Here is a 24112-nt window from a genome sequence, read left to right as displayed (position 1 = left end):
CGCCCGCGTGCCGGAAGGCACTTCAGGCGCAGTCATGGCGTGGCATTACTCGTTTCAGGGGAAAATCGCCACCCCGGCATGGTCCAAGCCCAAATTACACGATTGAGCCAGAGACGATCGAGCAAGACGGGTGGACGCGGCTCAGTTGGCCTTCTTCGCCGGAGCGCGCACGGCACCGTCTTTCATCAAGCGGTCGATATGCATGCGGATATGGGCCGCTTCCGCCGCCGTGTTGGCAAGCGCGATGGCGCGATCGAAAGCGACACGCGCTTCCTCGCCCCGGTCGAGCTGCATCAGCAGCCCGCCCTTGAGGCCGAAGAAGTGGAAATAGCCGGAAAGCCTCGGCTCCAGCGGTTCGATCATGGCAAGGGCGGCTTCCGGGCCGCGTACCTTGGAGACCGCCACCGCGCGGTTGAGCGTGATGACCGGCGACGGCTGCATCTGTTCGAGCAAGCCGTAGAGCAGGTCGATCTCCACCCAGTCGGTATCCTCGGCCTTCTCTGCCCGCGCATGCAGGGCGGCGACCGCCGCCTGCACCTGGTAGGGGCCGGGCTTGCGATGGCGCAATGCCTTGTCGACAAGGGCCAGTCCCTCGTCGATCGTCTTGCGGCTCCACAGGCCGCGATCCTGGTCCTCGAGCAGCACGATCTCGCCATCTTCGCCGAAGCGGGCCGGCGCGCGCGCATGCTGCAGCAAAAGCAGCGCCGTCAGCCCCATGATTTCGGGCTCGGTCTGGAACAGCCTAAGCAGCAGCCGGGCGAGCCGGATCGCCTCCTCGCAGAGCGGCGCACGCGCCGGCGCCTCGCCGCTGTTGGTCGAATAGCCCTCGTTGAAGATCAGGTAGACCATCGCCGCGACGGCCGCGAGCCGCTCGGAGCGCTCGACCGCGCCAGGCGTCTCGAACGGCACGCCGGCGTCGGCAATGCGCGCCTTGGCGCGGGTGATGCGCTGCTCCATGGCGCTCTCGCCGACCAGGAAGGCGCGCGCGATCTGCTTGACGGTGAGACCGGAGACGATGCGCAGCGCGACCGCGATCTGCTGCGTTGCCGGCAGATCGGGATGGCAGCAGATGAACAGCAACCGCAATATGTCGTCGCGGTAATGCGCCCCGTCCAGCCGCTCGGCGATGTCGCTCTCGGCATCTTCGAGATCGGAGATCTGGTCCTCTCCCGGCATCGGCGCCTGCTTGGCGCGCTTGCGCACAGCGTCGATGCCGCTGTTGCGGCCGACAAAGATCAGCCAGGCCGCCGGGTCACGCGGCGGCCCGTTCTGTGGCCAGTTCTTCAGTGCCCTGAGGCACGCATCCTGGAAAGCCTCCTCCGCCGTATCGAGATCGCGGAAATAGCGCAGCAGCGCGCCCATCGCCTGCGGGCGGGCGGAGCTGATCGCGGAGCTGATCCAGGCCAGTTCGGTCATACGGCCACCTTGGTGGGATTGAACACCGACACCGGCCGGATCTCATAGGATCCGCCGCTCGGGTTGACCTCGGAGAGCTCACGGGCGAATTCGACGGCCTGATCAAGATCGGCGCATTCCAGCGTGTAGAAACCGAGGAACTGCTCCTTGGTCTCGGCGAACGGCCCATCGATGACGACCGATTCGCCCTTGACTTTCCGCAGCGTCGTCGCCGCCGTCGTCGGCAAAAGCCGCGCTACCGGGCCGAGCCGGCCGGCCTTGGCGTACTTGTCCTGAACGTCGAGGAGGTTGGCCATGACTTCATCGTCCTGCGCCTTGCTCCAGGAGCTGACGACGTCTTCGGAGGCATAGCATAGGATGGCGTAGAGCATGGTTGGTCCTTTTCTGTATCAAAGGACGAAACAGTAGGACCGATCCCGACACGGCGTCGATAAAAAAATCCGGATGGAGCGACCGCCAATTGCTGCGCGTCACCGTTCGTGCGTCTTCAACCATCTCAGCACAAGCGCTTCCTCGTCATCGAGACCGTCTATGGACCACTTGCGCTTGTTGGCTTGCGTCATTTCATCAAGCAATCGCCCCTGCGACCAGGCCTCGAAAACCTGCGGGTGGATATAGCATTTGCGGCAGACGGCGCGCGTATTGCCCAGCCGCTCGGCCACTCTGTCGATGACACTGTTCATCACCCGCTTTTGCTGGGCCTGGCTTTCGGGCAGTTCCGTCTGCGCAAACAGCGACGCGGCATGGATGGTGCCACCCCAAGTGCGGAAATGCTTGGAGCTGAACGCATCGCCGGCAGCGTCCCGGATGTAGCGGTTGACGTCGTCGGAGCGGACCGGGCGCCTGTTGCCGTCCTCGTCGAGATACTGGAACAGCTTCTGGCCCGGCAGGTCCTGCGCGCCCCGCACGATCCCGGCGATGCGGCGATCGACCAGCTTCAGTTTCCATTCCTTGCCGGATTTGCCCTTGAAGGCGAAGCGCAGGCTCGATCCCTTGATGTCGACATGGCGGTCGCGCAACGTCGTCAGGCCGAAGCTCTTGTTGTCGCGTGCATAGGCGGCATTGCCGACGCGGATCATCGTGTTGTCGAGCAGCCAGACGACCGCGGCGACGACGCGCTCGAACGGCAAGCCATGACGGCGCAAATCGCTGTCTATCGTGCGCCGCAACTTGGCCAGGCTTTCGGCGAAATCGACGAGGCTCGAATATTTGGCGTCGTCGCGTTCTTGCGCCCATTGCGGATGATAGCGATACTGTTTGCGTCCCCGCTGATCCCTGCCGGTCGCCTGGATGTGGCCATCCGCGTCGGGCGAAATCCAGACATCCGTCCAGGCCGGCGGAATGACGATCGCCTCGATACGCGCCCTGGCGGCATCCGAGACTGGCTTCCCATTCGGTCCCTTGTAGGAAAATCCCTTGCCTGTCTTCAGCCGCCGGATGCCGGGCTCGGCATCGCTGACATAGGTCAGAGCGGCGTCCCTGGCCGAGATCTGCGCCCCATTCTTCGGCGCAGCATCCCCGTCGGTTGACCGGCCGTGCGGCAATCCGGGTGTCTGCAGCATATAAGCTCCACGCAAATATGCGTAGATAAGCTGTTGGCCGGCTGCTGGTTCCACGCCCGCGCGAAAGTCGGCTGTGCCGCATCGGCGGATGACGGAGCTTGACGACTACAAGGCGTCCTGCAGTTCTATCCCCGGAGCCGATAGCCGGCGTCGCACCGCGAGCTTGAGCTTGTAGCGCAGGCAGCGCCAGGCCTCCGACCGTCGTTTCGGCGCAGCCGCGGCCACCGCCAGGAAGCGCGCCGCGGTGTCCAGGTCGCCACGCGCATAGTGAACGCGAGCAATCTTGAGGGCGACAAGCCCCTCCCTGGTCTTCAGCGCCGAGACCGGGATGCTGCAATCGGTGAGCGTGCGCAGCTCGCGGCGCCAATCAAGAAAGCGCTTCACCGGCTTGATGGCAAAACGATCGTCGGAGCGCATCGGCGAGACCTCATAGACCATCACAGGCTGCTGAATCATGGCCAGCGACGCCGTACTCATCAGCCGCGCCCAAAACAATGTGTCCTCATCATAGGCCAGCCCGACAGGAAACCGCGTTTCGCCGACCAGGTGTCGGGATGCCAGCACGCTGCCCACCGCGACCGACCTGATATCGCCTTTCACATAGGCCGCGGCGTTTGCCAGACAGCCAGCCTGATATCCATTCGGCACCTTGATCTGCCGGTCCTGCCCGTTCACCCGACGCCGGTAAGCGCCAACGATCATGTCGGCTTTTGCCTGGCGTTCGGCCTGCTGGAGTAATGCACGCAAACCGTCCTCAAGATGCAGGTCGTCAGCATCGATCAGATACACCCAGGGGCAGAGCACCTGCGCCAGTGCAATGTTGCGCGCGCCACCGGCATCGCGGCAATTGGCCCGCAGCACGCGCAGCGGCAGAGACAATTTCGCGGCGGCCTGCAGTGCCACGGCAGCCGTACCGTCTGACGATGCGTCATCGACGAGCAGTATCTCACCGATAATCCCGGCCTCGCTGGTGAGAGACGCCAGCGTTGCGGTGATGGTTTTCGCCGCATTGTGGGCAGGAATGACGACGCTGACCGCTTTCAATGCCAAACCCCGCGCCCGCGCGCATCAATGCTGCAACGATTGGTCCCCTCGAAACCGACCTGAGGGTAACTGCCACTTCATCATTTGAGAAGTCATCTTTATTGGTACCAAATTGTACCCGAGGTCCACTTGGTGCGGACCCGTCCGCTTTCACGCCTTTTCGAGCGCGACCGGAATGACGTCGACAGCCTGCTCGCCAACCTGTCCGCCGGTGGTTTTCAGCACGCCGACAATCGGTGCGACATCGGAATAGTCGCGGCCATAGCCAACGGTGATGTGGTCATTGCTGGCCCGCATGCCATTGGTCGGATCGAACTCCTGCCAGCCGGCGTCGCGTCCGCACCAGACCTTGACCCAGGCATGCATGGCATCGGCGCCTTCCAGCCGGGGCTTGCCCTTGGGCGGGATGGTGCGCAGGAAGCCGCTGACATAGCCGGCCGGAATGCCCAGCCCCCGCAGCCCGGCGATCATAATGTGCGAAAAGTCCTGGCAGACACCGCGCTTCAGCTTGAAGGCATCGCTGGCCCGGGTCCGCACCGTGGTTGCGTCACCATCATAGGTGAAATCGCGGTGAATACGGTTGCACAGGTTCATTGCCGTACCGGCGGCCGAACCGGCAATGCTGTCTCGTGCGTAGGCGGTGATCGCCGCATCGATGCCGGAGTGAGCGCTTCCCGCCAGAAAATGATGCGGTGACGCTGACGCCAACGACCGCACCGAGCCCAGCTCCTGCCTGAGCCGGCCGATATCGGGCGACACGTCGAGACCAGGCTCGGGCCGCGACACGGATACGCGTGCGCTCATGCGGATGTCGAGCGCGTCATGCGCATCGCGAAAGGCGATCGAGGTGACGTTGTTGCCGAAGAAGTCCGAAAAATCCGACCGTTCATTGGGTGCCGGCGTAAACGACAGGGATGCCGCGATGACGCGCTGCACGCCTGATATCGTCGATGGCAGCACGCGGATCTGGTGGCGGCCGCCGCCGGCCGCCGCTGCATAATCGTAATGGAGATGAAGCCTGATGTCGTAAAGCATATGCTAGCCGAAATAGGCCTTGGCGAGGCTGTTGTAGAGACCGCCGATTTCATAGGCGAGTTCGTCCAGCGCCTTTGCCGTCATGTCCGAAGGCTCCTTGATGGCGATGGCCGTGTTGAGCTGCAGGATCTCCTTCGCCGCCGGCGACATATGCCCCTCGCCGCCGACCGATGGCAACAGGCCGATCTCGGCCTTCAGCCTTTCCAACTGGAACAGGATGGAGCGCGGATTGAGCGGATCGAGTGCGAGAAGATCGATCACCGTGCGCCGGCCGGCCTGCACCGGATACTGCCGGCGATGGGTCATGACGCTGTCGCCGATCTCCAGCATCATGTCGAGCGCGCCGTCCGGCGCCTTGGCACGGGTCAGCCGGGACAGCGTACGGGCGATCTGGATGCCGCGTTCGAGCCGCCGGCCGATCTCGAGGAAACGCCAGCCCGCGAAGCGGTACATGTTCTCGTGCAATAGGCCGGAAAAGCCGGCGAGCTTGCGCAGGATCACCGTCATCGCCCGTGTCGCGTCGTCGCCCGGCGCCACCGTCGTCGCGAACTGATGGATGGTCTTCGACAGGTCCTTCAGCGCCAGCCAGCCATCGGGCGAGAAGCGGTCGCGGATCTGGCCGGCGCTATAGACGGCGCTGTCGAGCGTGCCGATCAGTCCTGACGGGATCGCCGTCTCGACGTCGATGCCGAAAGGCTCAAGATAATCCCTGATGTCGGCCAGCAGCGGCATGTCCGGGTCGGACGTCTCGGCCAGCCGCACATGATAGGCGCGCAGGATGCGCACCGTGTCTTCCGAGCGCTCGATATAGCGGCCGAGCCAGGTCAGGTTCTCAGCCGCGCGGCTGGGCAGGCTGCCCGGCCTCGTGCGGGTAAAGCTGTCACCCTCCTGCGGCAGCAGCGTTTCGCGCTCGACAGGCCTGTCGCTGACCACCCAGACGTCCGCCGCCTGGCCGCCGCGCTGCATCGCAATCGCCGTCGGGTCGAGCGACATCCCGACGCGGGCAAACCCGCCGGGCATGACCGTCCAGCCGTCGGGCGTGCGCGCCAGATAGACGCGCAGGCTCGCCGGCCGCGGCTCCAGCCAGCCGCCGACAAAGACCGGCGTCGTCGACAGCGTCACCGCTTCCTGGCCAACGAAGGCGCCGCCATCGCGTTCGATGCGCGCCACCAGCTCGGCCCGCTCCCCGGCCGACAGTGCCGAGCCGAGCGTGGTCTGGCCATCATCCTCGAAGGCAAGCCTTGTCGACAGCGCCGGGCCGACCACCATGCGGTCGATATTGGCCAGCACATGGGCGCGTTCGGTTGCTTGCCCGCACCACCACGTCGCGACGCTCGGCAGCAACAACTCCTCGCCCCGCAAGGCGCGTGAAATCTTGGGCAGGAAAGCGAGCAGCGCCCGCGTCTCCATCAGGCCGGAGCCCAACGCATTGACGGTGGACACCGCCCCTTGCCGGATCGCCTCGACCAGCCCCGGCGTGCCGATCTGCGAATCCGATCGCAGTTCGAGCGGATCGGCGAAGGCGGCATCGAGGCGGCGCCAAAGCACGCTGATCGGCATCAGGCCCGAAACGGTGCGCACCATCAGCCTGCCGCCGGAAACGGTCAAATCCTCGCCCTCAAGCAGCATGATGCCGAGATAGCGGGCGATATAGGCGTGTTCGTAGTAGGTTTCGTTGAGCGGCCCCGGCGTCAATATGGCGACGCGGCCATCGCTTTCCCTGGCCATGCCGATCAGTGCGTCGCGAAAACGGCGGAAGAAGCCGGCAAGCCGGTGCACATACATCTCGCCGTAGATATCGGACAGCGCGCGCGTGGTGGCGACGCGGTTTTCAAGCGCAAAGCCGGCGCCAGACGGCGCCTGCGTACGGTCGCCCAACACCCACCACTGGCCGTCTGGCCCGCGGCCAAGCTCGAAGGCACAAAAATGCAGGTAATGGCCGCCGGCCGGCGTGGTGCCCACGACAGGGCGCAAATATTCGGGGCTGGCGGCGATCAATCCAGCCGGCAGGATGCCTTTTTCGACGAGCCGGTTCGGCCCATAGATATCGGCGATGGTTTCCTCGAACAGCTCGGCGCGCTGGACGAGCCCGGCGCTGATCGCGGCCCATTCGGCGTCTTCGATGAGCAGGGGCACATGCGCCAGCGGCCATTCGCGCTCATTGGCGCCGGCCTTGTCGTAGACGCGGTAGTAGACGCCGGCATCGCGCAGATACTGGTCGGCGCGGGCAAAACGCTGGCCGAGCTTCTCGGCGCCGAGATCGTCGAGCGCCTCGATGAAATGCTTCCACACCGGACGAGGATTGCCTGCGGCGTCGACCATCTCGTCGACGACGCCGTCGATCGGCTGGTAGTGCTCCAGCAGGCTATGGACCTGCGGCTTGCCGCGTATCCTTTTGTGATTCCCCTTTGCCATCGCTGATCAGAGTCTTGCCGGCCGCCTGAGGTCAAGGGTCATCGGGAAATCTTCCGCTGGTTGTTCTTCGCGCAGCACATAGCCTGATGGCGTGTGGCCGCGTGGTTCGAAGCGGGCGAGCCGCCGTGCCTCCGCCTCGTTGCCATTGACCGGGAAGGTGTCGTAGTTGCGGCCACCGGGATGCGCGACATGGTAGACGCAGCCGCCGACCGCTCGCCCCGACCAGCGGTCATAGATGTCGAACACCAGCGGCGTGTTGACCGGCAGCGCCGGATGCAGGCCCGAAGCCGGCTGCCAGGCCTTGAAGCGCACGCCCGCCACCGCCACCTCGCGGTTGTCGGTCACCTTCATCGGCACGATGCGGCCGTTGCAGACGATGGCGTGGCGCTCCGGGTTCAGGCCTTCGGTCTTGACCTGCAGCCGTTCGACCGAGGAATCGACGAAGCGCACCGTGCCGCCGATCGCACCTTGCTCGCCCATGACATGCCATGGCTCCAGCGCCTGCCGGAGTTCCAGCTTGATGCCCGCATGCTGGACCTCGCCGCAGAAGGGAAAGCGGAATTCGAGCTGGGCGTCGAACCATTCGGGGCGGAACTCGAAGCCGTTGAGCTTGAGGTCGTCGAGCACATCAAGGAAGTCAGCCCAGACATGATGCGGCAGCATGAAGCGGTCGTGCAGCGATGTGCCCCAACGCACGAAACGGCCATTGAGCGGGTTCTTCCACGCGCGGGCAATGATCGCCCTGACGAGCAATTGCTGCGCCAGCGACATGCGCGCATTGGGCGGCATCTCGAAACCACGGAACTCGACCAGCCCGAGCCGCCCGGTCGGACCATCCGGCGAGAACAGCTTGTCGATGCAGATTTCCGAGCGGTGCGTATTGCCGGTGACATCGGTCAGAAGGTTGCGGAACAGCCGGTCGACCAGCCACGGCAGCGGCGCATTGCCTTGATCGGGATGCGGCACCTGCGCCATGGCGATTTCGAGTTCGTAGAGCGAATCGTGACGCGCCTCGTCGAAGCGCGGCGCCTGGCTGGTCGGGCCGATGAACAGGCCGGAGAACATGTAGGACAGCGAGGGATGCCGCTGCCATTGCAGCACCAGGCTCTTCAACAGATCGGGCCGGCGCAGGAACGGGCTGTCATTGGGCGTCGCGCCACCGACCACGACATGATTGCCGCCGCCGGTGCCGGTGTGGCGGCCGTCGATCATGAACTTGTCGGCGCCAAGCCGCGTCAGCCGGGCCTCCTCGTAGATCGCCGTCGTCGTCGCCACGCAATCCTGCCAGTTGGCAGCTGGATGGATGTTGACCTCGATGACGCCGGGATCGGGCGCCACACGGATGACCTTGAGGCGCGGATCGTGCGGCGGGCCATAGCCCTCGATATGCACGGGCAAGCCGATGGCACGCGCCGCGTTCTCGGCGGCGGCGACCAGTTCGAGATAGTCTTCCAGCGCCTCGACCGGCGGCATGAACACGCAGAGCCGGCCGTCGCGCGGCTCGACCGAAAGTGCCGTACGCACCGCGCCGCCGATCTCGGTGATTTCTTGCTCCACCCGGTCTTGCTGACCGCTGGCCGCCGTGAAGGAGACCGCCTGCTGGCGGCGCGCCATCTCGTCGGCGCCTTCCAGTTCGGCTGGGGCCGCCGTGGGCAAGATCGCCTCACGCGCGGGCAGCGCCCCACGCGGCAGCGACGGATCGACCGGCACGATGTAGGGGAATTGCGCCGGCGGCACATAGGGCAGCGTGCCCAGCGGCAGGCGGTAGCCGACCGGTGAATCGCCCGGCACCAGGAACAGCCGGCCGCGCCGCGTCTTCCATTTTTCCGAGCGCCAGCGTGGGCCCGACGCCTGGCTGTTCCAGCGCTGCACCGGCAGCACATAGCCGGACGGTTTGGTCAGCCCGCGCTCGAACACTTTCGCCATGCGGCTGCGTTCTTCCGGGTCCTCCAGCTTGGAATTCGACGGATCGACATTTTCGGGCAGCTTGCCTTCTTTGAGCAGCCATTCGGCCGGATCCTCATAGGCTTCGCTGACCATGGTCTTGTCGATGCCAAGCTCGCCGGCGATCGCTGTCAGCAGGCTTTCGGCCTGCTGTGGGCCGATATTGGCCGAGCTTTTCTCCCGCGCGATCAGCGACGGGTCGCTCCACACCGGCTGGCCGTCGGCGCGCCAATAGAGCGAGAAGGTCCAGCGCGGCAGGCTTTCGCCGGGATACCATTTGCCCTGGCCATAGTGGAGGAAACCGCCCGGCGCGAAACGCTCGCGCAGTTTGCGGATCAGCGCGTCGGCCTTTTCGCGTTTGGTCGGGCCGACGGCGGCGGTGTTCCATTCAGCGGACTCGAAATCGTCGATCGACACGAAGGTCGGCTCGCCGCCCATCGTCAGCCGCACGTCCCCGGCCGCAAGTGCTGCATCGACCTTGTTGCCGAGCGCATCCAGCGCCTGCCAGCTTTCATCCGAAAATGGCTTGGTGATGCGCGGATGCTCGGCGATGCGGTCGACCCGCATCTCGAAGCCGAATTCAACATTGGCAAAGCTCGCCATGCCGGAAATCGGCGCCGCATTGCGGAAATGCGGCGTGGCGGCGAGCGGCACATGGCTCTCGCCGGTGAGCAGGCCCGAGGTCGGGTCAAAGCCGATCCAGCCGGCACCGGGAAGATAGACCTCGCACCAGGCGTGCAGATCGGTGAAATCGACCGCGGTGCCGGCCGGGCCATCGAGTGCGATGAGGTCAGGCTTCAGCTGGATCAGATAGCCGGAGACGAAGCGGGCGGCGATGCCGAGATTGCGCAGGATCTGCACCAGCAGCCAGCTCGAATCCCGGCACGAGCCCTTGCCTGCGGCCAGCGTTTCCTCCGGCGAGAACACGCCGGTCTCCATGCGCACGATATAGGCGATCTCCCGCTGCAGCCGCGCATTGAGATCAACGAGGAAATTGACGGTGTTGGGAGCGCTGCGCTCGACAGTCCTGAGGAAGGCCGAGAGCAGCGGACCCGCCGGCTCAGGTGTGCGGTAGATGGCGAGATCGTCGCGGATTTCTTCCGGGTATTCGAACGGAAACGTCTCGGCCGACGGCTCGACGAAGAAATCGAACGGATTGTAGACCGTCATGTCGGCGACGAGGTCGACCTCGATCTTCAGCTCGCTTACCGGCTCCGGAAAGACGAAGCGGGCGAGGAAGTTGCCGTAAGGATCCTGCTGCAAATTGACGAAGTGGTTCGCCGGCTCGACCTTCAAAGAGTGGCTGAGCACCTTGGTACGGGAATGCGGTGCCGGCTGCAGCCTGATGATCTGGGGCCCGAGCACCACCGGCCGGTCGTATTTGTAGTGGGTCAGATGGTAGACGGCTGCCAGAATTGCCATGGGGCCCCGGAGATCGGCGTTTCAAACGAATTCGCCGAACCCTGACACATCTGCCGGCCATTCTCCAAGCACAGATGTTGCGGTGCACCTAATTTAAGCAGCTAGTGAACGCGCAACGGCGCTGGGTGACCGATCATCGACACCTGCCTGTCTCCGGCGTTGGCGATTGGCGAAAGCCTTCGTATCTTCGTCATCCTGGGGCGGAGCAAGGAGCGAAGCGACGCGGCGCAGACCCCGGGATCCATGCCGGGACTTCGGACAAAGGATGCAGCGGATCAGAAGAACCCTTGCGACCTGCCCTGGAATATCCTGCACCGCAGCGGCGCCTTGACGTCACGGCATGGATCCTCGGGTCAAGCCCGAGGATGACGAACCGTAGGGCTCAAAAGAATGCCTGAATGCCCGTCTGCGCCCGTCCCAGGATCAGCGCGTGCACGTCATGCGTGCCTTCATAGGTGTTGACGGTCTCCAGATTCTGCGCATGGCGCATGACGTGGTAGCCGATCTGGATGCCGTTGCCGCCATGCATGTCACGCGCCTGGCGGGCGATGTCGAGCGCCTTGCCGCAATTGTTGCGCTTGACGATCGAGATCATCTCCGGCGCCATCTTGCCTTCGTCGAGCAGCCGCCCGACGCGCAACGAAGCCTGCAATCCGAGCGCGATCTCGGTCTGCATGTCGGCGAGCTTCTTCTGGTAAAGCTGCGTGCCGGCCAGCGGCTTGCCGAACTGCTTGCGGTCGAGGCCATATTGGCGGGCGCGATGCCAGCAATCTTCCGCGGCGCCCATCGAACCCCAGGAGATGCCGTAGCGAGCCCGGTTGAGGCAGCCGAACGGGCCGCCAAGCCCCTTGGCGTTTGGCAGCAGCGCGTCTTCGCCGACCTCGACGCCTTCCATCACCACTTCGCCGGTAATCGACGCCCGCAGCGACAGCTTGCCGCCGATCTTCGGCGCCGACAGCCCCTTCATGCCCTTTTCCAGCACAAAACCGCGGATCTCGTCCTTGCCGTTCTCGCCCTTCAACTTCGCCCAGACGACGAAGACGTCGGCGACCGGCGCATTGGAAATCCACATCTTCGAGCCGGAGAGCTTGTAGCCGTTGGCGGTCTTTTCGGCGCGTGTCTTCATGCCGCCCGGGTCGGAGCCGGCATCCGGCTCGGTCAGGCCGAAACAGCCGATCCACTCGCCGCTGGCGAGCTTGGGCAGGTATTTCTTGCGCTGCTCGTCCGAGCCATAGGCATAGATCGGATACATCACCAGCGACGACTGCACCGACATCATCGAGCGATAGCCGGAATCGACACGTTCCACTTCGCGCGCGACCAGCCCGTAGGTCACATAGCTGGCGCCGAGCCCGCCGAATTCTTCCGGAATGTTGATGCCGAGCAGGCCGGCATCGCCCATCTCGCGAAAGATCGCGGTGTCGAAGGTCTCGTTGAGATAGGCGTCCTCGATGCGTGGCGCCAGCTTGTCGCCGGCAAAGGCCGCCGCACCGTCGCGCACCATGCGCTCATCTTCCGAAAGCTGGTCCTCGATCAGGAACGGGTCTTCCCAGACGAATGCATTCTTGTCGGCGGCCATGGCTCTCTCCCGGACTTGGTGCATGCCGGCGAAGGTGCTCAATGGCTTTGGCAACAACCGCATGCGTGAAGCAAAATCTTGGCCCGGCTTATCGGCCCGCAGCTCGAAAAAATCAAACGAAATTGCTTCACTGATCAATGAGCGTTAGGAATGGATCATGAGTGTCCAACGTCGCCTCTTGCCGAACATCAGCGCCCTCGCCGCCTTCGAGGCCGTGGCCAGGCTTGGCAGTTTCACCGCCGCCGCCCAAGAGCTGGATCTGACCCAAGGCGCGGTCAGCCGCCAGATCAGACTGCTGGAGGACCAGTTCGGCCGCCGATTGTTCGAGCGCGACAGCCGCAATGTCCGGCTGTCGACAGCGGGCGAAATCTACGCCGAGGCGGTGCGGTCAGCGCTTGGCCAGTTGCGCGATGCGGCCCTTGGATTGATGAGCAATCGGCATAGTGGCATCCTGAACCTCGCCATTTTGCCGACCTTCGGCACGCGCTGGCTGATGCCGATGATCCCTGATTTCGTCGAGAACAATCCCGACATCACGATCAACTTCGTCACCCGCGTCGGCCGCTTCGACTTCGCCAGGGAGAGGCTGGATGCCGCCATCCATTACGGCCTGCCGGACTGGCCGGAAGCAGACTCGACGCTTCTGGTGCGCGAAACGGTGGCGCCGGTGGTGTCACCCGCTTTCCTCGCCGGCCGCGCCATCGCCACACCGGCCGATATCGGCCGCCTGCCGCTGCTGCACATGGCAACGCGCCCCGGCGCTTGGACCGAATGGTTCGAGCACCAAGGCCTGAGCGCGCCGACCGGACCGGGCATGCAGTTCGAACAGTTCGGCACCGCCGCCCAGGCCTGCATGGCTGGCCTTGGCGTGGCGCTGTTGCCGCTCATCCTCATTGCAGGCGAATTGCAGCGTGGCCAGCTTGTACCCGCGCCCGGCCAGCCGATGCAAAGCCGCAGCGCCTATTATCTCGTCGTCCCGCACGACAAGCGCGGCCATCCGCCGGTCGCCAGTTTTCGCGACTGGCTGCTGGGCCAGCTTGAGAAGGAGCCGGCTGTTCTGGCCTGGTAGCTACTTCCGCTTCAGCGCATCCGCCAATGCCGCGCCGAACGCGCCTTGCTGGGCTGGCCGTTCCGGCTGGCGCTGCGGTGCCGGCGAGCGCGGCGCCGGCCTGCCGCCGCCATTGTCGCGCGGCCCGCCTTTCGATGCGCCGCCCTCGCCGACGTCCTTGCGCATGGAAAGCGCGATGCGCTTGCGCTTGATGTCGACATCGACCACGCGCACCTTCACCACATCGCCGGCCTTCACCACCTCATGCGCGTCCTTGATGAAACGGTCGGCGAGTTGCGAGACATGCACCAGCCCATCCTGGTGGACACCGATATCGACGAACGCGCCGAAGGCGGCGACATTGGTGACCGTGCCTTCCAAGAGCATGCCGGGCTTCAGATCCTTGATGTCATCGACGCCGTCGGCAAAGGTCGCCGTCTTGAAGCCGGGGCGCGGATCGCGGCCGGGCTTTTCCAGTTCGGCAAGAATGTCGCGCACCGTCGGCAGGCCGAAACGCTCGTCGACGAAGACGCGCGGATCGAGCGCCTTGAGCGCGGCACTGTCGCCCATCAGCGAGCGCACATCACGGCCGCAGGCGGCGACGATCTTCTTGGCCACACCATAGGCCTCGGGATGCACCGACGAGGCGTCAAGCGGCTCGCTGCCATTGGCAATGCGCAGGAAGCCGGCGGATTGTTCGAACGCGCGCGGCCCGAGCCGCGGCACCTTGAGCAGGTCCTTGCGGCTGGCGAACGGCCCGGTCGCATCGCGATGCGCAACGATGGCGTCGGCAAGCGACGCGCCAAGGCCGGAAACACGCGCCAGCAGCGGCGCCGAGGCGGTGTTGAGGTCGACGCCGACCGCGTTGACCGCGTCCTCGACCACCGCTTCCAGCGAGCGGCCAAGCCGATACTGGTCGACATCGTGCTGGTACTGGCCGACACCGATCGATTTCGGTTCGATCTTGACCAGTTCGGCGAGCGGATCCTGCAGCCGCCGCGCGATCGACACCGCGCCGCGCAACGACACGTCGAGCCCGGGAAATTCCGCCGCTGCCGTCGCCGAGGCCGAATAGACCGAGGCGCCAGCCTCGCTGACGATAACCTTCAGCGGCTTCGGCCCGCCATCGGAAGGCATGTCGGACAGCATGTCGGCGACCAGCTTTTCCGTCTCGCGGCTGCCGGTGCCGTTGCCGATCGAGATCAGCTCGACCTTGTGCAGGCGGATGAGCTTGGCGAGTTCGGCCTGCGTGCCGCGCACATCGTTCTTCGGCGGGAACGGATAGACCGTCGTCGTTGTCAGCACCTTGCCGGTGCCGTCGACCACCGCAACCTTGACGCCGGTGCGGATGCCGGGGTCGAGGCCCATCGTGGCACGTGAGCCGGCGGGCGCGGCGAGCAGAAGATCCTTCAAGTTGCGGGCAAAGACATGGATCGCCTCTTCCTCGGCCCGCTCGCGCAGGTCGCGCATCAAATCGAGTGTCAGGTGCAGCGAAAGCTTGATGCGCCAGGTCCAGCCGGCAACGTCCATCAGCCAGCGGTCGCCGGGCAGGCTGGCGCCGATGGCATAGGCGTTGGCGATCATCCGTTCGACCGGTTTCACCGGCGAGGCATCATCCGCATCGACCTCGATGTCGAGCGACAGCACCTCTTCGTTGCGGCCGCGCAGCATGGCGAGCGCACGATGGCTCGGCACATTTGCCCAGCGCTCGACATGGTCGAAATAGTCGGAGAATTTTGCGCCGGCCTCCTGCTTGCCGTCGACCACCCGGGCCCGCATGAAGGCGCGTTCCTTCATGTAGGCGCGCAGCTTGCCGACCAGGTCGGCATTCTCGGCGAACCGCTCCGACAGGATGTCGCGCGCGCCTTCCAGTGCGGCCTTGGTGTCGGCCACCTCCTCGGTGACATAGGCGAGCGCCAGCTCGGCGGGCACCAGCGAACGGTTGGCAAGGATCGCCTCCGCCAGCGGCCCCAGCCCGCGCTCCCTGGCGATCTCGGCCTTGGTGCGGCGCTTGGGCTTGTAGGGCAGATAGATGTCTTCAAGTTCCGCCTTGGTGGCGGCGGCGGCGATCTTGGTCTCAAGCTCCTCGGTCAGTTTGCCCTGTTCGCGGATCGAGCCGAGGATGGTGTCACGACGGGCATCGAGTTCGCGCAGATAGGCGAGCCGCTCGGCAAGGTCGCGCAGCTGCGTGTCGTCCAGCCCGCCGGTCACCTCCTTGCGGTAACGCGCCACGAACGGGACCGTCGCGCCCTCGTCCAGCAGTTCGATCGCCGCGGCCGCCTGTTCGGGCCGTGCCTTGATCTCGGCCGCGATGATGGCTGCGATGCGCTTGATGTCGGATGCCATGTCATTCCCACTCTTCTCGAAAAGAGCGGCGACCATAGGCGCAGACACTCAGTCCGCCAACCGCCGCGCTTCCATCAACCCGGCAGGTCCACAGGAAAGCGCGCGCTAATGTGGCGTTCAGGCCATTCGGCTCAGCGCCTCGAAAAACGCGACCAGCTCGAGATCCAACGGATCGTCGACCGGCTCCGGCTGCGACGACATCTTGGATATGACGACTTCGGTCGTGGGGTCGACATAGAGCCATTGGCCGTGGATGCCGATACCGCAATAGGCGCCGTTCTCGTGTCCGGTCTGGTACCATTTGTTGCGATAACGGCCTTTTGGGAACAGCGGCAGCATCGCGCCACGCTGCCAGGCGTCCGCACTGCCGCCGGTGCTGGTCGTGTCGCGCACCCAGGTCTCCGGCACGATGCGGCGGCCATTGACCGTGCCGCCTTGCCGCATCATCTCGCCGACACGCGCCAGGTCGCGCGGCGTCACCGAAATGCCGCCGGCGGTGCGTGCCGTGCCTTCCATGTCGACGCCGATCGAGGCTTCGCTGACGGCACCAAGCGGCCGCCACAATTTCTCGCGCATCAGATCGGTGAAGCGCTGGCCCGATGCCCGCTCCAGCAGCAGGCCGAGCAGGTCGGAATTGGGCGAGCGGTAGCGGAAGGTCTGGCCATGCGGCTCCGCAAGCCGCTGCAGGCTCAGGATGAATTCGCGCAGGCTTTCCGTGCCGCCGCCCGGGTTCCACAGCGTGGCGCGGCGATAGCGGGCAAACGCGCTTTCCGGATCGAGATAGGCCTCCTCGAAATCGAGGCTGACGCTCATGTCGAGCACATGCCGGCAACTGGCATCGCCATAGGCCGAGCCGGCGGCTTCGGGAATATACTGCGTCACCGGCGCTTCCGGATCGAACACCCCCTCGCCTTCCAATATGCCGGCGATGATGGCGGTGACCGACTTGCTGACCGAGAAGATGATGTGGCGGGCGCCGAAATCCATATGCGGTGCGAACCAGTCGCCAATGATCTTGCCACCCTTCATCACCGTCAGCGCGTCGGTGCTGGAGCGCGTGAGGAAGTCGGCCACCGTCTCCGGCACGCTGGCCACCGAAACCTTTTCGCCGAGCAGGCCGTCCATATCCCGCACAGGTGCTTCGACACCACCTGCTACCGCCGTCACGCGTGCCGTCGGCACCAATTCGCCTAGGTTCTGGAACGACCATCGGTTGAACGGGTTTTCCCGCCAGTTGGAAAGCAGCACCTCGTTGCGGCGGAAGCCGTGGCGGGTCTCGAACGCGGTCTTGCCGGTCATGGCGTTTCCTTCCAGGTCGATTCTTGTGGGGTCTCAGCTCAGCGCTGCGGCAATGGCGTGCACGGCCTTCAGCGTCGCCGTGGAGTAGGCGAGATTGCTGAAATCCGGCCAGGTCGAAAGCTTCACCACGACCATTCCTGTGTTCCAGTCGATATGGATCATCTGTCCGAACACGCCCCGGCACATCAGCGCGCGCGAGCTGGGATTCTCGATCCAGAACTGGTTGCGGTAGCTGCCTTCGGGCAGGCTGGGGCCGAAGTCCGCCCCATGCTTGCCGTTGCGCGTCGCCTCGATCCAGTCGGCCGGCACGATGCCGCCGCCATTGTCGAGGATCACCTGGCCGAAGCGGCCATAGTCGCGCAGCGTGGCGTTGAAGCCGCCATCGGCCACGGCATAGCCGGCGCTGTCGACGGTGAAGCAGGCGCTTTCGTCGGCGCCGAGTTTTTGCCAGAGCTCTTCGGAAACCAGCTGCGGCAGACGCTTGCCCGTCACCCGTTCCATGATGAAGGCGAGCACGTCGGTCTCGATCGAACGGTACTCGAACTGGGCGCCATGCGGACGGGTGGTGTCCTTCAAGCCCAGGATCAGCTCGAACATATGCGAGGGCCAGCGAAAGTCCGGATCGCTGCCCGGCGGCACCGGCTTCCAGCCGGTGGCGACATCGACCTGGCCGATATCGGAATAGCGGTCGGTATACTCTTCGGAAAAACGCACGCCCGTCGTCATGTCGAGCACGTGCTGGACGCTGGCGCCGGCCCAGCCGGTGGCGCCAAGCTCCGGCAGATAGTCGGTGACCGGCCTGGCCGGATCAATCAGGCCGCGTCCGGCCAGTATGCCGAACACCGCGCCGGTGACGGATTTCGCCATCGACTGCGACAGATGCAGCGTGCGCTCGTCCATGCCGTTGAAATAGCGCTCATAGGCAATCTTGCCGTTCTTGAGCACCAGAAACCCATCCGTATAGGTCTCATCGAGCAGCTCGGCGAGCGTTGTCGGCTTGCCCTCGCTGTCCTCGACCGCCAGCTCGTCAAGATCGACCTCGGCGCGTTCAAGACGGTGGCGATGGCCATTGCCGCGCCAGACTTCGGCGGTCGGCAGAATTTCCCTGATGTGCTGGAACGCCCAGCGGTTCCATGGCGGCCGGTCCCAGTCGAGCCTTGGCGGCACCAAGGCGGGCGGCGACCCCTGCATGATCGGCGGCCGCGGGTCGCTGTTGCGATAGGAGTCCATGAAGCCATTCCCGGAAAAGAAAAGACCCGGCGGCGTGTGCCGCCGGGTCTTTCATGCAGCGATTACTTCTGCAGTTCGGTCCAGATCTTGGTGTAGATGTCCTGGATTTCCGGCGCGCACATCTTCTGGAATTCGCCTTTCGGCTTGGCGTCCGCCGGAATGACGACTTCCGGCGCATCCTTCATGTCGGCCGGCATGTACTTGTCCGAGCCGGTGATGGCGTTGGCATAGCGGTGGAAGGCCGAGAGGCCGGCCGCGTTTTCCGGATCCATGATGAAGTTCTGGAAGAGCTTGGCGTTGTCGACGTTCTTGGCTTCCTTCAGAACGACGACGTTATCGCTCCACAGGCCGTAGCCTTCCTTCGGATAGTTGTAGTGGATGGCCGGATTGGCCAGTCGCTGGCGCAGCGCCGAACCGTTCCAGTCGCTGGTGGCCTTGAAGTCGCCGGCGCCCATCTTCTCGATGGTGTTGTATTCCATGGCGATCCAGTTCGGCTTGGCGGCGACGAGCGTGTCACGCACCTTCTTCAGCACCGCCTTGTCATCGGTGCACTGCTGGCCACCGACATATTTGATCGCCGCGAAGATGACGTCATTCATCTCGGGAACGACGTTGACCTTGCCCTTCAGCTCGTCCGGCGTGTTGAAGATGATGCCCCAGCTGTCAGCCGGCCCCTTGTAGGTGTCGGTGTTGACGACGACACCAACCGTGCCCAGTGCCCACGGCACCGAATATTTGCGGCCGGGGTCGAAGTCGGGATTTGCCCATTCCGGCGCCACGTTCTTGAAGTTCTCCATCTTGCCGGGATCGGTTTCGAGCACGAGACCTTCCTTGATCCAGATCGGCACGTAGGTCTGCGAGGGCACCGCGATGTCGAAACCGGTGCCGCCCTGGCGGACCTTGGCGAGCGCCGTGTCGTTGGAATCGTAATCGGTGATGGTCACCTTGATGTTGTATTTGTCCTCGAACTTTTTGATCACGTCGGGGCTGGTGTAGTTGCCCCAATTGTAGATGTTGAGCACGCCGTCGGCGCGGGCCAGGCCCGTCGAAGCGAGCAGCGCCAACCCCATGGCGCTCGCTGTTGTCTTCCAGTTCATCGTTCTAACTCCCATTTCAGGTTCAGTCTCGTTTCCTGCTGACGAAGAAAAACAACGTGACGATCGCGACCGAAAGCAGCAGGAAAGCGGTCGATATCGCGTTGATCTCGGGTGTGATGCCGCGGCGGATCTGGCCGAGCATGTAGGTGGGCAGCGTGTCCTGGCCGCCCGATTTGACGAACTCGGTGATGACGACATCATCGAGCGAGATGACGAAGGCCAGCATCAGGCCAGCGAGGATACCGGGCCACAGAAGCGGCAGCGTGATGCGGCGGAAGGTCTTCCACGGCGTCGCGTAGAGATCGGCCGCGGCGCGCTCCAGCGTCAGGTCCATATTCTCCAGTCGCGCCCGGATCGGCAGATAGGCGAACGGAATGCAGAACGCCGTATGCGCGGCGACCAGGTAGCCGATGCCGGAATAGCCGGTGAAGATCTTGATGCGCGAGAAGAAGATCAGCAGCGCCACGCCGGTGACGATCTCGGGCACCATCAAGGGCTGGTTGATCGCCGCATATTTGAAGGTAAGGCCGGGATAGGACGCGGTGCGCGTGGTGGCGAGCGCGGCCATGGTGGCAAAGATGGTCGACAGCACCGCCGCGATGGAGCCGATCTGGAACGAACGCAGTGTCGCGTCGATAACCTGCGTGTTCTGGTATGCCGACTGGAACCATCGCAGCGAAAGGCCACCCCATTCGGACGTCGAGTTCGCCGCGTTGAAGGCGTAGATGACCAGCACGATGATGGGCAGATAGAGCACGACGAAACAGGTCGCCGCGATCGTCGTGAAGCCCGGCTGGTGCTTGATGGAGAAGTTGCTAGCCATGACGCACCCCCGACTTGCCGGCATTGCGCACATAGGCAAGCAGCGCCATCATCACGATGATCATCACCGTGATCGACAGCGCCGAGCCAAGCGGCCAGTTGCGGCCCTGCCCGAACTGCAATTCGATCAGGTTGGACAGCATCATGTTCTTGCCGCCGCCAAGCACGCTCGGCGTCACATAGGCGCCGAGGGCTGGAATGAAGACCAGGATCGAGCCGGCGATGACGCCGGGTTTGACCAGCGGGAAAATGATCTTCCGCAGCACCTTGAAGCGTGTCGCATAGAGATCATAGCCCGCCTCGACGAGGCGGAAATCGAGCTTCTCCATGCTGGCGTAGATCGGCAGCACCATCAGCGGCAGGTAGACATAGGCCATGCCGATCAGGATCGCCGTGTCGGTGTAGAGGATCTGGATCGGCGCCGAGATGATGCCGAGCTTGAGCAGGATGGTGTTGATGATGCCTTCGTTGCGGATGATCTGCAGCACGGCGAAGGTGCGGATCAGGAGGTTGGTCCAGAACGGGATGGTGATCAGGAACAGCCACAGATCCCTGGTCTTTTCGCTGCGCGTCGCCATGAAATAGGCGGTCGGGAAACCGAGCGCCAAGGTCGCCAGCGTCGTCACCACCGCAAGCTTGATCGAGCGCCAGAAGATGGTGACATGCGCCGCCGCGAGCGAAAGCGTGTCGTCGAAAATGTCGCGTTCCAGGAACACCGATGTCCAGGCGTCGGGCGAGAACTGCCATTTCACATCGCCATAGGCGCCGGGCGTCAGGAACGAATAGACGAGCACGATCAGCAATGGGCCGGTCGCGGCGAGCAGGATGACCAGCAGCGCTGGCGCTGACAAAAGCCAGCGGTCACGGACATCACGCCGCTCCGCCGCCTTGGCGACTTCTTCCGCGGTGGCCATCAGTCCCTCAGCACTTGCGCGGCGTCGTTGCCGATCAGGATGCCGACCTTGTCGCCACGCTCGAAACCGCAGCCTGCGCTGCGCGTGTTCTGCTGGCGCACGGTGAAGGCCTCGCCGCTGTCGAGCTCGACATGGATGTGCGTGTCGGTGCCGAAATAGACGATGTTCTCGACGGTCCCCGACAGATCGCCCTTGTCCTTCGTCAGCTTGGCATGCTCTGGCCGCACCACCACGGTGGCGTTGTCCTTCGGCTGGAAGCCTTCGGCAACGGTCGCCTCGATGGTCGTGCCGGATTTGAGCGTTGCGCGCGCCTTGCCGTTGCCGACGCCCGATATGGCGGCGGTGAGAAAATTGGTTTCGCCGATGAAGTCGGCGACGAAGCGTTCCGCCGGCTTGTCGTAGATGTCCCAGGGCGAGCCGACCTGCAGGATCTTGCCCGACGACATCACAGCGATGCGGTCCGACATGGTCAGCGCTTCTTCCTGATCGTGGGTGACGAAGATGAAGGTGATGCCGGTCTCATGCTGCAGCCGCTTCAACTCGATCTGCATCTCCTTGCGCAGCTTGTAGTCGAGTGCAGAGAGCGGTTCGTCGAGCAACAGCACTTTCGGCTGCGGCGCCAATGCCCGGGCCAGCGCCACGCGCTGCTGCTGGCCACCGGAAATCTGGGCCGTGCGCCGGCCCGCCAGCGCTTCCATCTTGACCAGCTTGAGCATCTCGGCGACGCGCGCCTTGATCTCCGCCTTGGGCTTGCCGAGCATCTCCAGGCCAAAGCCGATATTGTCGGCCACGGTCATATGCGGGAACAGCGCGTAGGACTGGAAGACGGTGTTGACCGGCCGTTTGAAGGGCGGCAGCGGCGCGATGTCCTGGCCGTAGAGCAGGATTTCACCGGCGGTTGGAAAGTCGAAGCCGGCAATCAGCCGCAAAAGAGTGGTCTTGCCGCAGCCGGACGGTCCCAGCAGGGTGAAGAACTCGTTTTCGCGGATCGATACCGAGACCGTGTCGAGGGCCGCGACTTGCCCCTCACCCGATCCGAAAATTTTGCTGACGTTTACTACTTCAATCGCATTCCGATCCGGTTTGTCCGGCACGATTACGCCTCACTGTTGACCCCGCTCTTGCTGGCGGAGCTGTTCCCCTGTTCGATGTGACCACACGCCCGGTATGTTGGCAAGCCCGGCATTGAATCACAGTTCAGTCAGTCATTTGGCTGGCAAGTCTCGTGCCATTGTCAGGCCTGATAGGTGACTTTGCCGCCGCAGATCGTCGTCACCGGCCGCAGCTTGTGCAGATCGGCCGGCGCCGTTTTCTCGATATCGGCCGACAGGACAACAAGGTCTGCCATATAGCCTGATTTCAACATGCCTTTGCGTTGCTCGGCGAATTCGGCATAGGCGCCCTCGACCGTGCAGGCGGCGAGCGATTCATGCAGCGAGAAACTCTGGTCGGGTCGCTTTCTGCCCACGGTTTGCGCATCACTGCCGCCTGGATGCTCAGGATCGGGTCGATGGGCGCCACCGGCCAGTCCGAGGCAAACACGACATGAGCGCCGGCGTCTTTCAATGTTCGCCAGGCATAGCTAAGCGGCCAGCGGGCCGGCCCGATACGCGATACGGTCGGCTCAAGCGGGAAATCCATGGCGCCGGGCGGATGCGACGGCTGCATCGACGCGATGACGCCGAGTTCGGCGAAACGCGGCACGTCTGACGTGGTGGTGACTTCGATATGCTCGACCCGGTGCCGGCTGTCGCGCTCGCCGTTCGCTTTCCGCGCAGCCTCGTAACCATCAAGCACGGCTCGCACGGCGCCATCCCCGATCGAGTGCACCGCGATCTGCAGCCCACGCCTGTCGATGGCGACCGCCAGATCGATGAACTGCTGTGGTGTGAACAGCGGCTCGCCGACCCAGTCCGGACGGTCGGCATAGGGCTCGACCATGACCGCCGTCCAGGAATCGAGCACGCCGTCGTAAAACACCTTGACCATGCCCGACGACAGCCACTCGCTGTTGTAGCGCTCGGCCATGACGGACGCCTTGTCGAGTATGTCGAGCGTCATGAAATTCTTGTAGTGGAAGGGGATCTGCACGCGGCAGGGCAAGCCTTCCTCGGCCTCGATCTCGGCCAGCAGCTCGAGCTGGTAGAGATTGCCGTCCATGTTCTGGATCGAGGTGATGCCGTGGCGCGCGCACCAGGCAAGCCCGCGCCGCATGATGTCGCGGTCGGCGGCCCGCTCAGCAGCAGACGGCATCGGGTCCGGCTCGCCGCCGGTCGCCAGCCCCAGCCGCACCCGGCCCTCGCCGGCAAGATCGAGCACCGGGCCGAAGGCTTCGCCCTCGCGCAGTTCGCCCGCCGCCAGGCCGTTGTCGCCCATAACGATCTCGTTGCCCGGGCCAAGCGCACGGCCATGCAGGATGCCGGCCATCTCCAGCGCCTTGGTGTTGGCCCACATCGTGTGGTGATCGGGCGCCGCCATGCAGAAGGGGCGATCCGGCAGGATGGCGTCAAGGTGATGCCGCGTCACCCGCTCGTTGCCGAGCACGGTATAGTCGACGCCTTGCCCGACCAGCATTTTTGCGTCGGGCTTTGTCGATGCATAGTCGCGGATCGCCTTTTGCAGCGCCTCGAAACCATGGACACCGCCAAGCTGAAGATGCGCGAGCTCTGCCCCGCCCGAGAACAGATGCATATGAGCTTCGATGAAACCGGGCAGGACCGAACCGCCCTTGGCGTCGATCACCTGTGTCGCCGTTCCCTTGAGCTCTTCGATTGCAGCGCGGCTGCCGATGGCGACGATGGCGCCGTCCTTGACGGCAACGGCCTCGGCGGCGGGATTGTCATCGTCCATGGTCAGCACACGACCATTGATGACGATCAGATCCGCACTACGACCCGCACCCGTGACAGACATCGCGACTCCGCGCTTTTTGATGACCG

Annotated in this window: 17 protein-coding genes and 1 pseudogene; 2 read left to right on the top strand and 16 right to left on the bottom strand. The window is 64.2% G+C overall.

The window, feature by feature from the left end; translation table 11 throughout:
- Positions 1 to 141: 141 nt before the first annotated feature.
- The 8 genes from AC0V7N_RS12815 to AC0V7N_RS12780 all read right to left on the bottom strand — a co-directional run bounded on the left by AC0V7N_RS12815 (position 142) and on the right by AC0V7N_RS12780 (position 12417).
- Positions 142 to 1416 (bottom strand): RNA polymerase sigma factor, encoded by a 1275-nt coding sequence (locus AC0V7N_RS12815; RefSeq protein ID WP_475457959.1) that lies wholly within the window; start codon positions 1414 to 1416, stop codon positions 142 to 144.
- On the bottom strand, positions 1413 to 1787 hold the full coding sequence (locus AC0V7N_RS12810; protein WP_475457957.1) for a YciI family protein: 375 nt from the start codon (positions 1785 to 1787) through the stop codon (positions 1413 to 1415). Before AC0V7N_RS12810 ends, AC0V7N_RS12815 begins: the two co-directional genes overlap by 4 nt.
- Before the next feature lie 99 nt (positions 1788 to 1886).
- Positions 1887 to 2978, bottom strand: a complete 1092-nt coding sequence (locus tag AC0V7N_RS12805) for a DNA topoisomerase IB (protein WP_475457955.1) — start codon at positions 2976 to 2978, stop codon at positions 1887 to 1889.
- A 105-nt stretch (positions 2979 to 3083) separates the two neighbouring features.
- Complete coding sequence (locus AC0V7N_RS12800) at positions 3084 to 4022, bottom strand: glycosyltransferase family 2 protein (RefSeq protein ID WP_475457953.1); 939 nt, start codon at positions 4020 to 4022, stop codon at positions 3084 to 3086.
- A 150-nt stretch (positions 4023 to 4172) separates the two neighbouring features.
- Positions 4173 to 5057 carry a transglutaminase family protein gene (locus tag AC0V7N_RS12795; RefSeq protein WP_475457951.1) on the bottom strand — a complete coding sequence of 295 codons (885 nt, stop codon included), beginning with the start codon at positions 5055 to 5057 and terminating at the stop codon, positions 4173 to 4175.
- Positions 5058 to 5060: 3 nt separating this feature from the next.
- Complete coding sequence (locus AC0V7N_RS12790; RefSeq protein WP_475457948.1) at positions 5061 to 7472, bottom strand: circularly permuted type 2 ATP-grasp protein; 2412 nt, start codon at positions 7470 to 7472, stop codon at positions 5061 to 5063.
- Positions 7473 to 7478: 6 nt separating this feature from the next.
- Entirely contained in the window at positions 7479 to 10838 is a 3360-nt protein-coding gene (locus AC0V7N_RS12785) for a transglutaminase family protein (protein WP_475457946.1), read from the bottom strand.
- A 382-nt stretch (positions 10839 to 11220) separates the two neighbouring features.
- Positions 11221 to 12417 carry an acyl-CoA dehydrogenase gene (locus AC0V7N_RS12780; protein ID WP_475457944.1) on the bottom strand — a complete coding sequence of 399 codons (1197 nt, stop codon included), beginning with the start codon at positions 12415 to 12417 and terminating at the stop codon, positions 11221 to 11223.
- Between the two features lie 22 nt (positions 12418 to 12439).
- Here AC0V7N_RS12780 and AC0V7N_RS12775 point away from each other — a divergent pair, with 22 nt between their 5' ends.
- Together AC0V7N_RS12775 and AC0V7N_RS12770 are read left to right on the top strand one after the other, a co-directional pair.
- Positions 12440 to 12565, top strand: coding sequence for a hypothetical protein (locus AC0V7N_RS12775; protein WP_475457941.1), 126 nt, complete (start codon positions 12440 to 12442; stop codon positions 12563 to 12565).
- 9 nt (positions 12566 to 12574) lie between these two features.
- Positions 12575 to 13486 carry a LysR family transcriptional regulator gene (locus tag AC0V7N_RS12770; protein WP_475457939.1) on the top strand — a complete coding sequence of 304 codons (912 nt, stop codon included), beginning with the start codon at positions 12575 to 12577 and terminating at the stop codon, positions 13484 to 13486.
- Here the strand turns inward: AC0V7N_RS12770 and AC0V7N_RS12765 are convergent, their stop codons facing one another.
- The 8 genes and pseudogenes from AC0V7N_RS12765 to AC0V7N_RS12730 all read right to left on the bottom strand — a co-directional run bounded on the left by AC0V7N_RS12765 (position 13487) and on the right by AC0V7N_RS12730 (position 24086).
- Positions 13487 to 15811, bottom strand: a complete 2325-nt coding sequence (locus tag AC0V7N_RS12765) for a Tex family protein (protein ID WP_475457937.1) — start codon at positions 15809 to 15811, stop codon at positions 13487 to 13489.
- Between the two features lie 117 nt (positions 15812 to 15928).
- Complete coding sequence (locus tag AC0V7N_RS12760) at positions 15929 to 17110, bottom strand: serine hydrolase domain-containing protein (RefSeq protein ID WP_475457934.1); 1182 nt, start codon at positions 17108 to 17110, stop codon at positions 15929 to 15931.
- A 33-nt stretch (positions 17111 to 17143) separates the two neighbouring features.
- Entirely contained in the window at positions 17144 to 18340 is a 1197-nt protein-coding gene (locus AC0V7N_RS12755; protein ID WP_475457932.1) for a serine hydrolase domain-containing protein, read from the bottom strand.
- Positions 18341 to 18402: 62 nt separating this feature from the next.
- On the bottom strand, positions 18403 to 19437 hold the full coding sequence (locus AC0V7N_RS12750; protein ID WP_475457930.1) for an ABC transporter substrate-binding protein: 1035 nt from the start codon (positions 19435 to 19437) through the stop codon (positions 18403 to 18405).
- 22 nt (positions 19438 to 19459) lie between these two features.
- Positions 19460 to 20260, bottom strand: a complete 801-nt coding sequence (locus AC0V7N_RS12745) for an ABC transporter permease (RefSeq protein ID WP_475457928.1) — start codon at positions 20258 to 20260, stop codon at positions 19460 to 19462.
- A complete protein-coding gene (locus AC0V7N_RS12740) occupies positions 20253 to 21173 on the bottom strand; it encodes an ABC transporter permease (protein WP_475457925.1) in 921 nt (306 codons plus the stop codon). The genes AC0V7N_RS12745 and AC0V7N_RS12740 overlap by 8 nt, the downstream gene beginning before the upstream one ends.
- Positions 21173 to 22267 carry an ABC transporter ATP-binding protein gene (locus AC0V7N_RS12735; protein WP_475457923.1) on the bottom strand — a complete coding sequence of 365 codons (1095 nt, stop codon included), beginning with the start codon at positions 22265 to 22267 and terminating at the stop codon, positions 21173 to 21175. The genes AC0V7N_RS12740 and AC0V7N_RS12735 overlap by 1 nt, the downstream gene beginning before the upstream one ends.
- A gap of 140 nt (positions 22268 to 22407) precedes the next feature.
- Positions 22408 to 24086: pseudogene (locus AC0V7N_RS12730) on the bottom strand (amidohydrolase).
- Between the last annotated feature and the right edge of the window lie 26 nt (positions 24087 to 24112).

The organism is Mesorhizobium kamtschaticum, from assembly GCF_056174585.1.
The sequence above is the reverse complement of the archived record's forward strand: the minus strand, read 5'-3'. Positions and strand labels throughout refer to the sequence as shown.

Bases quoted from the DNA above. Each gene is read 5' to 3' on its own strand.
- AC0V7N_RS12815 (WP_475457959.1), bottom strand. From the start codon at position 1,416: ATGACCGAACTGGCCTGGATCAGCTCCGCGATCAGCTCCGCCCGCCCG.
- AC0V7N_RS12810 (WP_475457957.1), bottom strand. From the start codon at position 1,787: ATGCTCTACGCCATCCTATGCTATGCCTCCGAAGACGTCGTCAGCTCC.
- AC0V7N_RS12805 (WP_475457955.1), bottom strand. From the start codon at position 2,978: ATGCTGCAGACACCCGGATTGCCGCACGGCCGGTCAACCGACGGGGAT.
- AC0V7N_RS12795 (WP_475457951.1), bottom strand. From the start codon at position 5,057: ATGCTTTACGACATCAGGCTTCATCTCCATTACGATTATGCAGCGGCG.
- AC0V7N_RS12790 (WP_475457948.1), bottom strand. From the start codon at position 7,472: ATGGCAAAGGGGAATCACAAAAGGATACGCGGCAAGCCGCAGGTCCAT.
- AC0V7N_RS12785 (WP_475457946.1), bottom strand. From the start codon at position 10,838: ATGGCAATTCTGGCAGCCGTCTACCATCTGACCCACTACAAATACGAC.
- AC0V7N_RS12780 (WP_475457944.1), bottom strand. From the start codon at position 12,417: ATGGCCGCCGACAAGAATGCATTCGTCTGGGAAGACCCGTTCCTGATC.
- AC0V7N_RS12775 (WP_475457941.1), top strand. From the start codon at position 12,440: ATGCCGGCGAAGGTGCTCAATGGCTTTGGCAACAACCGCATGCGTGAA.
- AC0V7N_RS12770 (WP_475457939.1), top strand. From the start codon at position 12,575: ATGAGTGTCCAACGTCGCCTCTTGCCGAACATCAGCGCCCTCGCCGCC.
- AC0V7N_RS12765 (WP_475457937.1), bottom strand. From the start codon at position 15,811: ATGGCATCCGACATCAAGCGCATCGCAGCCATCATCGCGGCCGAGATC.
- AC0V7N_RS12760 (WP_475457934.1), bottom strand. From the start codon at position 17,110: ATGACCGGCAAGACCGCGTTCGAGACCCGCCACGGCTTCCGCCGCAAC.
- AC0V7N_RS12755 (WP_475457932.1), bottom strand. From the start codon at position 18,340: ATGGACTCCTATCGCAACAGCGACCCGCGGCCGCCGATCATGCAGGGG.
- AC0V7N_RS12750 (WP_475457930.1), bottom strand. From the start codon at position 19,437: ATGAACTGGAAGACAACAGCGAGCGCCATGGGGTTGGCGCTGCTCGCT.
- AC0V7N_RS12745 (WP_475457928.1), bottom strand. From the start codon at position 20,260: ATGGCTAGCAACTTCTCCATCAAGCACCAGCCGGGCTTCACGACGATC.
- AC0V7N_RS12740 (WP_475457925.1), bottom strand. From the start codon at position 21,173: ATGGCCACCGCGGAAGAAGTCGCCAAGGCGGCGGAGCGGCGTGATGTC.